Below are 12,802 nucleotides of genomic sequence, written 5' to 3' on the forward strand. Positions count from 1 at the left end.
TGGCCGGGGCATTGCCGGTTATGACCTGGAACTGCTGAGACAATCGGCGGCCCGCGGCCGCTATTTCGCGCGGGGCACTGTATGAGAGGCCATCACCAACCCGCCGATGCGCGCCCCCTCAACCGGGCGCCGCGTCGCGCGCGGCGTTCACCGCCGCGACGGCCTGCGCCACCGCTTCCTCGATGCTCAGGTCCGAGGTATCCAGCACCACCGCGTCATCCGCCGGGCGCAGCGGCGCCTCGCTGCGCTCCGTGTCGCGGGCGTCGCGCTCGTGCACATCGGCCAGGACCGCCTCAAGCTCCACGTCGCTGCCCGCCTCGCGCAGCTCCAGCCACCGGCGCCGCGCGCGCACCTCGGCGCTGGCGGTGACAAACAGCTTGGCCTCCGCCTCGGGGCAGATCACCGTGCCGATGTCGCGCCCGTCCAGAACCGCGCCGCCCGCGCGCCGGGCAAAGGCGCGCTGAAAATCCACCAGCGCCGCGCGCACCTCGGGGATGGCGGCGACACGGCTGGCCGCCTGCGCCACATCGGCGCCGCGCAGCCCCTCGGCGCGCAAATCCTCGGCCACCAGGCCCTGCGCGGCCTCGACCGGCTCGACCCCGTCCAGCACCTTGCGACCCACCACGCGATACAGCAGCCCGGTATCGAGGTAGGCCAGCCCGAAATGCCCCGCCACGGCGCGGCTTACCGTGCCCTTGCCGGCCGCTGCCGGCCCGTCGATCGCGATTGTGAAACTCACTTCATGCTCCTTTTCCACCGGTGCCAAAGCGCCGCGATCGCGGCGGCGAGGGCGACCGTCATCACCGCGCCCGTTGCCGCCGATTTCGCCACCGTCCACGCGCTGGCCCATGCAACCATGCCCTGCGTGACACCCTCGGCGCCCGCGCGCAACAGGGCCGCAACCGCCGCGTTTTCCACATAATCAGCCACCGCGCCCAGCACCGCAACCACGCTGCCCGCCCGCGCCAGCCACACCCCGCGCGCGCCCAACAGCAAATGCAGCGCCAGGATCAGCGACAGCGCCAAAAGCGCCGGGTACGTGGTATCCAACCAATGCTGCGCAGTCAGGTACAGATCGCGCGCCTCCCCCGGCAGCGCCCCAAGATACCCGCGCGCCTGCGACAAGTCATAGCCAAGCGGTCGCAAATCGAACGGGCGCAGCCCGCCGGCGGCCTCGATCAGCGCCGGCAAGGTCCATAGCAGCATCGCCAGGTAATTGATCAGCGTCAGCGCCAGCGTGGCCACGAACACCCGCCGCATGGCCTAGGCCCCGCTGCGGCGGATATCGGCGCCCAGCCCGGTCATCAACGGCTCGAACACCGGGAACGAGGTGGCGATCGGCGCGCCGTCATCGACGCGCATCGGCCGCTCGCTGGCCAGTCCCATCACCAGGAATGACATCGCGATCCGGTGGTCCAGGTGGCTGGCCGCCTGCGCGCCGCCGGGCACATTGCCCGCGCCACAGCCGTGCACGATCCACCAATCGGGGCCATCCTCGACCTCGACACCGGCGGCGCGCAGGCCCGTTGCCATCGCCGCGATCCGGTCGCTTTCCTTGACCCGCAGCTCGGCCACCCCGCGCATCACCGTCGCCCCCGTGGCATTGGCCGCGACCACCGACAGGACCGGGTATTCGTCGATCATGCTGGCGGCGCGCTCGGGCGGCACCTCGATGCCGTGCATGTCGGGCGAATATTTCGCCCGCAGGTCCGCCACCGGCTCGCCGCCCTCCTCGCGCATGTTCTCGAACGTCAGGTCCGCGCCCATGTCCTGCAAGGTGTAGAACAGTCCCGCCCGCGTCGGGTTCAGCCCGATATTCGGCACCAGCACGTCCGAGCCCGGCACGATCAGCGCCGCGCAGACCGGGAACGCCGCGCTGGAGGGATCGCGCGGCACGACGATGTCCTGCGGCCGCAGCTCGGGCCGGCCCGTCAGGGTGATCTCGCGGCCCTCGGCCACGTCGCGCACGGCGATCTCGGCGCCAAAGCCCGCCAGCATCCGCTCGGTATGATCGCGCGTCGCCGCGGCCTCGATCACGACCGTCTCGCCCGGCGCGTTCAGCCCCGCCAGCAGCACCGCCGATTTCACCTGCGCCGACGGCACCGGCACGGTATAACGCACCGGCACTGGATCGGCCGCGCCCACCACCGTCATCGGCAGGCGCCCGCCCGCGCGGCCATACGTGCACGCGCCAAACTGCGCCAGCGGATCGGTTACCCGCGCCATCGGCCGCGCGTTCAGACTGGCATCGCCGGTGAAGGTGGCGGTGATCGGCGAGGTCGCCATCGCCCCCATGATCAGCCGCACGCCGGTGCCCGAATTGCCGCAATCGATGACGCCGCCGGGCTCGGCAAAGCCGCCCACGCCGACGCCGTGCACGTGCCACGTGCCATCCTCGTCCCGGGCCACCTCGGCGCCGAAGGCGCGCATCGCGCGGCCGGTATCCAGAACGTCCTCGCCCTCAAGCAGGCCGGTGATCCGCGTCTCGCCCACCGACAGCGCCCCCAGGATCAGCGTCCGGTGGCTGATCGACTTGTCGCCGGGCACATGCGCCAGCCCCGTCAGCGGCCCTTGCGCGGTCGAGATCATCGGAACGGGGGCGGCATGGCCGGACATGGGGCATCCTTTCGGGGGGAAACGCTTTGCGCCGGGTGATAGCAAGGCCGCGCGCCCGCGTCCATCACAAGCGGCGCCGGTGTTTGATACCTGACGCCGGGGGCGTGGTTGAGGTGCTGCGCAGTGCCCGGCCGCCGGGTGGGCGCTGCAACCCTCGTGTAGCGCGCTTTATGCCAGCCAAATACCTCCTCGTTTTCGTCGGCATGATACGCCGCAAAAGCGCCCGCCCGAGGGGGCGGTCGGGCGCTGCGCGGCGCCCTTCGGCCGCTATTTCGCGCAGGGCGCTATATCGATCGGAAACAACGGCCCATTCCTACACCCCAGAACCATAATATCCAGCGTTAAACCCTACCCGCTCCGCCGAAAGGTCAGGTAATGCGGCACCCGCCCCTCGCGCAACGCCTTTTGTTCGTAGCGGGTCGAGATCCAATCATCCCACGGCTCGCGCCAATCGCCGGGCCGCTCGGCCAGCCACTCGAACCCGTGGCGCGGAACCTGCTCAAGCGTCTGGCGCACGTAATCGGGAATATCCGTCGCCACCCGGAACTCCGCCCCCGGCCTCAGCACCCGCGCCAGCGGTTCAAGATGCTCGGGCGTGACGAAACGGCGGCGATGGTGGCGCGCCTTGGGCCACGGATCGGGATAGAGCAGGAACGCCCGCGCGATGCTGGCATCGGGGAGCACGTCGAAAAGATCGCGCACATCGCCGGGGTGCACGCGGATGTTGTCCACCCCCGCCGCCCGGATCTTGCCCAGCAGCATCGCCACCCCGTTGATGTACGGCTCGCACCCGATCAGCCCCACCTCGGGCGTGCGGGCGGCCTGGTGCACCATGTGCTCACCGCCGCCAAACCCCACCTCAAGCCAAACATCGCGCCCCCCGAACAGCGCCTGCAGGTCCAAAGGCCTGCGCTCGGGGTTCACGTCCCAGCCAACCGGGCCGGGCGACAGCGCAGCGAGGTCCTCGTCCAGATACGCCTCTTGCGACGGCTTGAGCGGCTTGCCCTTGAACCGGCCGTAGAAATTGCGCCACGGGGCGCCAGTGGGATGCTTGCCTTGCGTCATGCCGGTCCCTTAGCGCCTCGCCCCGGCCGGATCAATCCCGGCAGGGGGCGCGAGGTGCGATGCGGTCTATGGAACAAATGACCTGTTGCCGTCGTTGGGCGACCGGCCTGGGTGCCGCCCGCCCCCCGGCAACGCGGTCACCGGCATGCCGGGCCGCGCCGCCGAGAGTATTTTGGGCAAGATGAAGCCAGCCTGCTGCGCGCTCAGACCTCTTTTTCCAGCGCGCCGGCCAGGTCCGTCCGCTCCCAGCTAAAGCCGCCATCGGCGTCCGGGGCGCGGCCGAAATGGCCGTAGGCGGCGGTGCGGGCATAGATCGGCCGGTCCAGCGACAGATGCTCGCGGATGCCGCGCGGGGTCAGGTCCATCACCTTGGGGATCGCCACCTCGATCCTTTCGGGCGGCACCGCGCCGGTGCCGTGCGTGTCGGCATAGATCGACAGCGGCCGCGCCACACCGATGGCATAACTGAGCTGAATCGTGCACCGCTCGGCCATGCCGGCGGCGACCACGTTCTTGGCCAGGTAGCGCGCGGCATAGGCCGCCGAGCGGTCCACCTTGGTCGGGTCCTTGCCCGAGAACGCGCCGCCACCATGCGGGGCCGCGCCGCCATAGGTATCGACGATGATCTTGCGCCCCGTCAGCCCTGCGTCGCCATCGGGGCCGCCGATCACGAAGGTGCCGGTGGGGTTCACCCACCATTCGGTGCGATCGGTCAGCCATTCCGCCGGCAGCACGTCGCGGATATGCGGCTCAACGATGCGGCGGATGTCGGCGCTGCTGAGGTCCTCGCCCGCGTGCTGCGTGGACAGAACCACCTGCAGCACCTCGACCGGCTTGCCATTCTCGTAGCGCAGGGTGAGCTGGCTCTTGGCATCAGGGCGCAGCATCGGCTCGGCCCCCGATTTGCGCACCTCGGCCAAGCGGCGCAGGATGGCGTGGGAAAACTGGATCGGCGCGGGCATCAGCGCGTCGGTCTCATCGGTGGCATAACCGAACATGATGCCCTGATCGCCCGCCCCCTCGTCGCCGCGCTCGCCCGTCACGCCCTGCGCGATATGGGCGGATTGCTCGTGCAGCAGGTTGGTGATCTCGACCGTCTGGTGGTGGAACTTGTCCTGCTCATAGCCGATATCGCGGATGCAGTCGCGCACGATCGGATCGATCCGGTCCATGAACGCATGCAACCTGCCCTGGTCCGACAGGCCTATCTCGCCGCCGATGACAACCCGGTTGGTGGTTGCAAATGCCTCGCACGCGACCCGCGCCAAGGGCTCTTCAGTCAGCAGCGCATCGAGAACCGCGTCGGAAATGCGGTCGCACACCTTGTCGGGGTGCCCTTCCGAGACGGACTCGGAGGTGAAAAGATAGTTCTGTCGTGTCATGAAAGTGCTCCGTTATGATCTGCCCGTCACGCCAGGAAGCCGTTGTGACAGGGTGCGCAACTGCCTACGCCGCGCCTTGTGCGGGGTCAACCGCTATTCGCGTTGTGGCTGCGCCGCCGCGCGGCCCGGCCGCCCAAACCCAGAAGCAGCAGCGCCAGCACCGCAGCCGGCCCATCGCCCAGCATGGCATATCCCGTCGGCGGCGCCGGCGCGGGTAGCGGCGCATCGCGCCAGCCCGCCTGCCCCAGTGGAATCATCGCGGTGACGCGCCCGCGCGCGTCGATCATCGCCGAGACGCCTGTATTGGCCACGCGCACCATCGGCAGCCCCTGCTCGATCGCGCGCATCCGCGCCTGCGCCAGGTGCTGCCACGGGCCCGATACCTGCCCAAACCACGCGTCGTTGGTGATCTGAAGCAGGAAATCGGGGCGCTCGGGCGCGGCGCGCACGTCGCGCGGAAACACCGCCTCGTAGCAGATCAGCGGCAGCGCCCGGCCCAACCCCTCGCCCAGGTCCAGCAGTTGCGCACCGGGGCCGGCGGAAAACCCCTGCCCCGCGTTGGCGGCCAGGCCGTAGATCCCCCACCGCGCCAGCAAATCGCCAAACGGCACGTATTCCCCGAACGGCACGAGGTGATGCTTGTCATAGACCTCCGTCGCGGTGCCGCCCGGCCCCACCACCACGGCCGAATTATAGACGCGCGGCCCCTCGTCGCGCAGCAGGCCCAGCACGACAGGCGCACCGCCCGCCGCCTGCGCGATACGCGCCAGAACCCCGCCCGCATCGTTCAGGCGCACCGGCACGGCCGTTTCCGGCCACACCACCAGGTCGGGGCGCGGCGCGCCCGCGTCGGGCGCGGCGGCGGTATAGCGCAACTGCCGCTGGTAGAATTCTGGCGCATGATCGGGGTGCCACTTCAGGCGCTGCGGCGCGTTTGGCTGCACCAATCGCAGCACCGGGCGGTCGCCCGCGACGGGCGCCCCCTCCGGCACCGGCACGAGGCATAGCACCCCGCCCCCCAGCAAAACCGCCGCGCGCATCGCCATGGCCCGCCGCGCGCGCCCCGCCCACGGCCCCGCCGCCAGCGCCGCCAGCCCCATGATGCCCAGCGTCAGCAACCCCACGCCGCCCCACGCCGCCGCCTGCCCCGCCTGCGCATCAACCAGCATGTGACCGGGGCTTGCCCATGGAAACCCGGTAAAGGCCCGCGCGCGCAGCAATTCGGCCAGTGTCATCGCCGGGGCCAAAAGGGCCGCCGCCCACGCCCCCGCGCCCGCCGCCGCGCGCGCCACGGCAAACGCACCCGCCCAGAAAAGCGCCATACCCCCCGCCATGAACACGAGCGCAAAGGGCGCCATCCACCCGTGGCGCGCGATATCCACCATGAACGGCTCGATGAGCCAGCTAAGCGCGAGAAGGAAATAAGCGGTGCCGAACACCTGCCCGATCAGCGCCGCGCGCCGCCACCCTTGCGCGGCAACCAGCAACACCGCCCCGCCGGCAAACCCGGCCAGCGCGGGCAATACCCATCCCAGCGGCGCCTGCCCCGTCGCGGCCAGCACCCCGGCCAGCGCCGCGATGCACAGCACCACCCAGCGCGGACGCCGACGCAGCCATGTCGCGGGATCGGGCCGCGCCGCGCCGCGCCCGTCCTCAGCCATCAGCCATCCGCCGATCCGCTCAGGCGCACGCGCAGCCGCTTGATCCGGCGCAGATCGCCGTCGACCACCTCGAATTCCGGGCCCGAGGGGTGCTGCACCACCTCGCCGCGCACCGGCACGCGCCCCGACAGCATGAACACCAACCCGCCCAACGTGTCGATCTCTTCGGGGTCGATATCCTCGGCATCGGTCAGCGACACGCCGGTTTCGGCCTCGAACTCCTCCACCGGCGTCTTGGCCAGCGCCAGGTACTGGCCCGGCTGCTCCAGCGTCCAGTAATCCTCGTCCTCGGTGTCGTGCTCGTCCTCGATCTCGCCGATGACCTGCTCGATCAGGTCCTCGATGGTGACAAGGCCATCGACACCGCCATACTCGTCGATCACCAGCGCCATGTGCTTGCGCTCGCTCTGCATCTTTTGCAGCAGCACGCCGATCGACATCGACGGCGGCACATACAGCAGCGGGCGCAGCATCTCGCTTAGCGCGAATTCCTGTTGCGCATCGTCTTGCGGCGCGCAGAACCCGTGGCGCAGCGCGAAATCCTTCAGGTGCACCATCCCCACCGGCGAATCCAGCGTCTCGGAATAGACCGGCAGGCGGCTGAACCCGGTATCGCGGAATTGCTCCACCAGCCCCTCGCGGGTCACGGTGTCGGGCACCGCCACGATATCGGCCTTGGGAATTGCCACATCCTCGACCCGCATGCGCCGCAGGTTCAAGATGTCGTGCGACTGTGCCTGGTTGGCGTGGCGCGGCGCGCTGTTCATATCCGCCTCGGCGCTGTCATCCGGCCCGTGCCGACGGAACGGGCGGATCACCCGTTCGAAAAAACCCGCCTCGGCAGGGTCGTCTTCTGTTTGGCTATACTGCCGCGCGCTGTGCGCGGCGGTAGATGACTCTTCGCTGCTCTCGCCCATGTCTCTTTCCAGTTAACCGGGGCACCTACGCCCCCTTCGCCCTATTATATGGGTCAGGCAGGCCCAGTTTGCCAAGTATCCGCACCTCAAGACCCTCCATCAAAGTGGCATCCTTGTCACGGATATGGTCATACCCCAGCAGATGCAGCACCGCATGCACCACCAAATGCGTGGCATGATCGGCCAGCGGCGTGCCCGCCTCGCCCGCTTCGCGCGCGCAGGTGTCGTAGGCGATCGCGATATCGCCCAATTCCTGCGTCTCCCCGGCAAACGGGTCCGGCGCGGGGGCGGGCGGCGGCGCGCCCTCAGACTGCGGCGCGATCTCCTGCGCCGGCCAGCTCAGCACATTGGTCGCCGCGCGCTTGTCCCGAAACTCGGCGTTCAGCACGGCAATGCGCGCATCGTCGCAGGCCAGAACGCTGATCTCGTACGCCGCCGGATCGTGGCCCAACTCCGCCAGCGCCGCGCGCGCCGCGCGCTCGGCCAAGTCTGGCAACCCCACCGCGGTCCAGCGCTCGTCCTCGATCACCACGTCGGTTAGCATACCCGCCCCCGCCGCGCGGCCTCATGTATCTGCGTTATAGGCGTCGATGATCGCCGCCACCAACGGGTGGCGCACCACGTCGCGCGCGGTGAAATAGGTAAAGCTGATCTGATCGATCGGCTTGAGAAGCCGTTCCGCGTCATGCAGGCCCGATGTCACCCCGCGCGGCAGGTCCACCTGGCTACGGTCGCCGGTGATCACCATGCGGCTGCCCTCGCCCAGGCGGGTCAGGAACATCTTCATCTGCATCGACGTGGCGTTCTGCGCCTCGTCCAGCACCACGAACGCATTGCTCAGCGTACGGCCCCGCATGAACGCCAGCGGCGCGATCTCGATCCGCTTTTCCTCCATCAGCTTGGCCGCCTGCTTGCCCGGCAGGAAATCGTTCAGCGCATCATAAAGCGGCTGCATGTAGGGATCGACCTTTTCCTTCATGTCGCCGGGTAAGAAACCCAGCCGCTCGCCTGCCTCCACCGCCGGACGCGACAGGATGATGCGATCCACCTCGCCGGCCAGGAACATCGACACCCCCGCCGCCACCGCAAGATAGGTCTTGCCGGTGCCCGCCGGCCCGATCCCGAACGCCAGGTCATGAGTGAACAGGCTGGTGACATAGCTTTTCTGCGCCTCGGTGCGCGGCTCGACCAGCTTCTTGCGAGTCTTGATTTCGACCCGGCCGCCCTTGAACATCTCAAGCTGATCGCCATCGCAGGTGCCCTCATCCTCCTGCGCGGGGCCCATGCGGATCTGCCTGTCGATATCCCCCTGCTCCAGGTCCCTGCCCGCCTCAAGGCGCTCATAAAGCCCGGTCAGCACCTCGATCGCCTCGTTTGTCGCGACCGTCTCGCCGATCACCGCCAACTGGTTGCCGCGGCGCAGGATCTGCACGCCCAGCTTGTCCTCGATATCGGCAAGGTTGCGATCGTATTCGCCGCACAAATCGATCAGCAAACGGTTGTCGGGAAACTCCACCAGACGTTCGGCGGGAAGGTCAGAGCCGGGATGCGGGGGCTGAACGCTGGTGGTCAATCGGATCTCCGTATTGGCAAGATGGGCAGCGGCGGCGCCTAACCGTGCCAAGCCGCGCGCCCGTGTGCAAGGGACTGGCGGCAATTGTCACGGGATTGAGATAAAATTCGCCACAAAAAAAACCGCGGGCCGGTCAGGCCCACGGTATTTGACGCGAAATGGATGGTTTTCGGTCACAGCGTGTCTGCAACCTCCGAACCGCCCTTGAACGGCCCGGTGGCGACATTCGGCGGCGCCGCACCGGAACAAACCGGCGATCCGTCGGGTTGCTTGCGCTCGCTCAGGTAGCCCTCAAGCCCGTCATCTATGATCCAGTGGTCGCACCCGTTCGGGTCCACCCACACACCGGCGACGAGGTTGCTCAGATGTTTGGCATCGACACCGCGATCGCGCGTTTTGTCGGGGCCGACGGTCTGGCACCCGGCCACGAGGGCCGCCGCGCCAAGGAACAAGGTCAATTTCTTGATGTTCATTTCTGGTTCTCCTCAGCGCAGGCAGGTGATTTCGACACGGCGATTCTCGGCCATGCCCTGCGCGGTGGCGTTGCTGGCGCGCGGCATCCGCTCGCCAAAGCCCCGCACATCGACCACGCTGGCCCCCACGGATTGGGCAACCTGAGCAACCGCGTTGGCGCGGCGCAGGCTCAGCCCCATGTTGTATTCATCGGACGCGCGGGCATCGGTATGCCCGTGGATCAGGAACGCGCGCGCATTGGCCTGCTGAAAGAACTCCTGCAGCCGCGCCCGTCCGGCGGAGGTGATGGTATGCCGGTCGGTCGCGAACAACTGGTCTGTCGGCACGATGCCGCAGATATTCCCCCGGTGACACACCGGCGTTCCGTCGCGGCGCGTGTGCGGCGTCATGTAGCCCTCCGCCCCGTCATCCATGACCCAGTGCTCGCACCCGTCCGGATCGATCCAGATCGTCGGCTCGTATCGCTCGCCCACCACGGTTGGCTTGCCGGCGCTTTGCGCCTGCGCCCCCGTCGCGACCGCCAGCAGCAGCGCCGCCGCGGCCATGAGTGATGGCACGGCATTGTAATTGAACTTAGCCACAGCCCCTGTCCCTTTTTTTCTATTCCCCCAGAAGGGGCACGCGGCACTTGTACCGTGCCAGCCGCCCCAGCTTTAATACCAGCACTCTAGCAAAGATGCGCCGCATGTGAAGGGAATTTCGCGCCGCTCTACAACCATTGCGGAAACAACGCCGCTATCTCAGGGCGTTTGTTGTTCCCTTGGATGCAATCGCGGCTGCCGCTAGCTCAGACCAGGACACCCGCCAGCGAATTGGGCCCGCTTTCGGTGATACGCACGCGCCGCAGCTCTCCGGCCTCGGCCGGGCAATCGGCCACGTGCACCGCGTGCAGGTAGTCGGACTTGCCCACCATCTGCCCCGGCATGCGGCCCGGCTTCTCGAACAGAACGCCCAGCTCACGGCCCACCATCGCGTCCTGAACGCTGCGCTGTTGCTCGGTGATCAGTGCCTGCAACCGCGACAGCCGCTCGGATGCCACATCCGGATCCACCTGCGCGCGCTCCGCCGCCGGGGTGCCGGGGCGTGTGGAATACTTGAACGAGAACGCCTGCCCGTAGCCCACTTCGCGGATCAGGGCCATCGTGTCCTCGAAATCGCGCTCGGTCTCTTCGGGAAATCCGACGATGAAATCGCCCGAAATCAGGATATCGGGCCGCGCCGCGCGGATCCGTTCGATCAGGCGCAGATAGCTTTCCGCCGTGTGGCTGCGGTTCATCCGCTTGAGGATACGGTCGCTGCCCGATTGCACCGGCAGATGCAGGTACGGCATCAGCTTGGCGCACTCCCCGTGCGCGGCAATCAGGTCGTCGCTCATGTCGTTGGGGTGCGAGGTGGTGAACCGGATCCGCTCCAGCCCCTCGATCCCGTCCAGCGCCCAGATCAGCCGCGCCAGCGACCAATCGGCGCCATCCGGCCCGGTGCCGTGATAGGCGTTGACGTTCTGGCCCAGCAAGGTGATCTCGCGCACGCCGCGCGCCACCAGGTCACGCGCCTCTTCCAGAACCTGCGCCACCGGGCGGCTGACCTCGACGCCGCGTGTATAGGGCACCACGCAAAAGGCGCAGAACTTGTCGCACCCCTCCTGCACGGTCAGGAACGCGGTCGGCCCGCGCCGCGCCTTGGGGCGCGTCTTGAGCGCCGCGAACTTGTCGTCCTCGGGGAAATCGGTGTCCAGCACCTTGTCGCCGCCGCGCGCACGCGCCTCCATCGCCGGCAGCCGGTGATAGCTCTGCGGCCCCACCACCATGTCCACCAGCCCCGAGCGGCGCATAATCTCTTCGCCCTCGGCCTGCGCCACACAGCCCGCGACGCCGATCTTCAGGTCTGGCTTGTCGGCCTTCAACCCCTTGAACCGGCCCAGCTCGGAATACACCTTTTCCGCCGCCTTCTCGCGAATGTGGCAGGTGTTCAGCAAGATCATGTCGGCATCGTCGGGCGTCTGTGTCTCGACATACCCGGACCCGCCAAGGGCCTCGGCCATGCGCTCGCTGTCATAGACGTTCATCTGACAGCCATAGGTCTTGATGAAGAGTTTTTTCGGCTCGCTCATGGCGCTGATCCTGTCGCGGTTTCGCGCGCCTGCCTATATCATATCCGCCCCGCCTTGCAATGCGCGGCGAATTGGCGGACCCTGCGCCGCGCAGCCACCCGGAGACCGGCATGAAACACGACAGCCTGCGGCAGTTCCTGGCAAATCCCGGCACGGCCCTGTCGAAAGGGCCGATCGCCATGATATTCGTCGAGGACGCCTGCGAGATCGACAGCACCCTGCGCCACCACCTGGACCGCGGGTTCGCGCATTTGCTGGTGTTCATCCCCGATGCGTTCGACTTCGACGCCACCCTTGCCGCGCGCGACGACGTGCACCGCATCGCGCTTGATACCATCGCCGACAACGCCGTGACCGACACCGTCAACCGCGTCATCGCGGCGGCGCCGGGCCTGTGGATGTATTACTGCTTCAACGCCGAATACCTGTTCTACCCGTTCTGCGAGAGCCGGACCATCGGCGAAATGCTGACCTTCCACACCGAGGAAAAGCGCGACGCGATGATGACCTACGTCATCGACCTCTACGCCGGCGATCTGGATCGCCACCCCGACGCCGTCGCGGTGGACGACGCCTATATCGACCGCTCCGGCTATTACGCACTTGGCCGACCCGACCCACAGACCGGCGCCCACCTGCGCAATCAGCTTGATTTCTACGGCGGCCTCCGTTGGCGCTACGAGGAACACGTCCCCACCAGCCGCCGCCGGATCGACCGGATCGCCCTGTTCCGGGCGCGCGAGGGGCTGAAACTTCGACCCGGCCACACCTTCAACGATGCCGAGTACAACACCTATTCCTGCCCCTGGCATCACAACCTGACGGCGGCGATCTGTTCGTTCCGAACCGCCAAGGCACTCAAGCGCAATCCCGGCTCGACCTTCGATATCCACACATTCCGCTGGCACAACTCCACCCCGTTCGAGTGGCATTCGAGCCAGTTGCTGGATCTTGGCCTGATGGAACCGGGGCAGTGGTTCTGAGCGGGGAGTGGGCGAGCCGGC

Annotated in this window: 13 protein-coding genes and 1 riboswitch; of the genes, 1 reads left to right on the forward strand and 12 read right to left on the reverse strand. The window is 67.8% G+C overall.

From position 1 onward, the window contains the following. Window positions 1–118: 118 nt before the first annotated feature. The 12 genes from G568_RS0102030 to miaB all read right to left on the reverse strand — a co-directional run bounded on the left by G568_RS0102030 (window position 119) and on the right by miaB (window position 11,798). On the reverse strand, window positions 119–739 hold the full coding sequence (locus G568_RS0102030; RefSeq protein ID WP_026756483.1) for a (d)CMP kinase: 621 nt from the start codon (window positions 737–739) through the stop codon (window positions 119–121). Beyond that, window positions 736–1,260: a hypothetical protein gene (locus G568_RS19605; RefSeq protein WP_051202581.1), complete on the reverse strand. Its 525-nt coding sequence runs from the start codon at window positions 1,258–1,260 to the stop codon at window positions 736–738. The genes G568_RS0102030 and G568_RS19605 overlap by 4 nt, the downstream gene beginning before the upstream one ends. A gap of 3 nt (window positions 1,261–1,263) precedes the next feature. Continuing rightward, entirely contained in the window at window positions 1,264–2,616 is a 1,353-nt protein-coding gene (gene aroA / locus G568_RS0102040) for a 3-phosphoshikimate 1-carboxyvinyltransferase (protein ID WP_026756484.1), read from the reverse strand. A gap of 348 nt (window positions 2,617–2,964) precedes the next feature. After that, window positions 2,965–3,681, reverse strand: a complete 717-nt coding sequence (gene trmB, locus G568_RS0102045; RefSeq protein ID WP_026756485.1) for a tRNA (guanine(46)-N(7))-methyltransferase TrmB — start codon at window positions 3,679–3,681, stop codon at window positions 2,965–2,967. A gap of 203 nt (window positions 3,682–3,884) precedes the next feature. Beyond that, window positions 3,885–5,063: a methionine adenosyltransferase gene (gene metK / locus G568_RS0102050; RefSeq protein ID WP_026756486.1), complete on the reverse strand. Its 1,179-nt coding sequence runs from the start codon at window positions 5,061–5,063 to the stop codon at window positions 3,885–3,887. A gap of 5 nt (window positions 5,064–5,068) precedes the next feature. After that, window positions 5,069–5,117, reverse strand: a riboswitch (SAM-SAH riboswitch). A 32-nt stretch (window positions 5,118–5,149) separates the two neighbouring features. Continuing rightward, on the reverse strand, window positions 5,150–6,724 hold the full coding sequence (lnt, locus tag G568_RS0102055; protein WP_051202583.1) for an apolipoprotein N-acyltransferase: 1,575 nt from the start codon (window positions 6,722–6,724) through the stop codon (window positions 5,150–5,152). Continuing rightward, window positions 6,724–7,641, reverse strand: a complete 918-nt coding sequence (locus G568_RS0102060; RefSeq protein ID WP_026756488.1) for a CBS domain-containing protein — start codon at window positions 7,639–7,641, stop codon at window positions 6,724–6,726. The genes lnt and G568_RS0102060 overlap by 1 nt, the downstream gene beginning before the upstream one ends. A 25-nt stretch (window positions 7,642–7,666) precedes the next feature. Next, complete coding sequence (gene ybeY / locus G568_RS0102065; RefSeq protein WP_026756489.1) at window positions 7,667–8,185, reverse strand: rRNA maturation RNase YbeY; 519 nt, start codon at window positions 8,183–8,185, stop codon at window positions 7,667–7,669. A 21-nt stretch (window positions 8,186–8,206) separates the two neighbouring features. After that, window positions 8,207–9,214 (reverse strand): PhoH family protein, encoded by a 1,008-nt coding sequence (locus tag G568_RS17995; RefSeq protein WP_051202599.1) that lies wholly within the window; start codon window positions 9,212–9,214, stop codon window positions 8,207–8,209. Between the two features lie 173 nt (window positions 9,215–9,387). Then, window positions 9,388–9,687: a membrane lipoprotein lipid attachment site-containing protein gene (locus G568_RS0102075; RefSeq protein ID WP_026756490.1), complete on the reverse strand. Its 300-nt coding sequence runs from the start codon at window positions 9,685–9,687 to the stop codon at window positions 9,388–9,390. Between the two features lie 12 nt (window positions 9,688–9,699). Further along, window positions 9,700–10,233, reverse strand: a complete 534-nt coding sequence (locus tag G568_RS0102080) for an OmpA family protein (RefSeq protein WP_037373462.1) — start codon at window positions 10,231–10,233, stop codon at window positions 9,700–9,702. A 242-nt stretch (window positions 10,234–10,475) separates the two neighbouring features. After that, window positions 10,476–11,798, reverse strand: coding sequence for a tRNA (N6-isopentenyl adenosine(37)-C2)-methylthiotransferase MiaB (gene miaB / locus G568_RS0102085; RefSeq protein WP_026756492.1), 1,323 nt, complete (start codon window positions 11,796–11,798; stop codon window positions 10,476–10,478). A gap of 110 nt (window positions 11,799–11,908) precedes the next feature. On the opposite strand from miaB, the gene G568_RS0102090 reads away from it, so the two are divergent. Further along, complete coding sequence (locus G568_RS0102090; protein ID WP_026756493.1) at window positions 11,909–12,781, forward strand: glycosyltransferase family 2 protein; 873 nt, start codon at window positions 11,909–11,911, stop codon at window positions 12,779–12,781. The last annotated feature ends 21 nt before the right edge of the window (window positions 12,782–12,802 follow it).

This window comes from Sediminimonas qiaohouensis DSM 21189 (assembly GCF_000423645.1).
In the GTDB taxonomy this organism is placed as follows: domain Bacteria; phylum Pseudomonadota; class Alphaproteobacteria; order Rhodobacterales; family Rhodobacteraceae; genus Sediminimonas; species Sediminimonas qiaohouensis.

Coding starts and splice junctions, on each gene's coding strand:
- G568_RS19605 (WP_051202581.1), bottom strand. CDS start 1,260: ATGCGGCGGGTGTTCGTGGCCACGCTGGCGCTGACGCTGATCAATTAC.
- aroA (WP_026756484.1), bottom strand. CDS start 2,616: ATGTCCGGCCATGCCGCCCCCGTTCCGATGATCTCGACCGCGCAAGGG.
- trmB (WP_026756485.1), bottom strand. CDS start 3,681: ATGACGCAAGGCAAGCATCCCACTGGCGCCCCGTGGCGCAATTTCTAC.
- metK (WP_026756486.1), bottom strand. CDS start 5,063: ATGACACGACAGAACTATCTTTTCACCTCCGAGTCCGTCTCGGAAGGG.
- lnt (WP_051202583.1), bottom strand. CDS start 6,724: ATGGCTGAGGACGGGCGCGGCGCGGCGCGGCCCGATCCCGCGACATGG.
- G568_RS0102060 (WP_026756488.1), bottom strand. CDS start 7,641: ATGGGCGAGAGCAGCGAAGAGTCATCTACCGCCGCGCACAGCGCGCGG.
- ybeY (WP_026756489.1), bottom strand. CDS start 8,185: ATGCTAACCGACGTGGTGATCGAGGACGAGCGCTGGACCGCGGTGGGG.
- G568_RS0102075 (WP_026756490.1), bottom strand. CDS start 9,687: ATGAACATCAAGAAATTGACCTTGTTCCTTGGCGCGGCGGCCCTCGTG.
- G568_RS0102080 (WP_037373462.1), bottom strand. CDS start 10,233: ATGGCCGCGGCGGCGCTGCTGCTGGCGGTCGCGACGGGGGCGCAGGCG.
- miaB (WP_026756492.1), bottom strand. CDS start 11,798: ATGAGCGAGCCGAAAAAACTCTTCATCAAGACCTATGGCTGTCAGATG.
- G568_RS0102090 (WP_026756493.1), top strand. CDS start 11,909: ATGAAACACGACAGCCTGCGGCAGTTCCTGGCAAATCCCGGCACGGCC.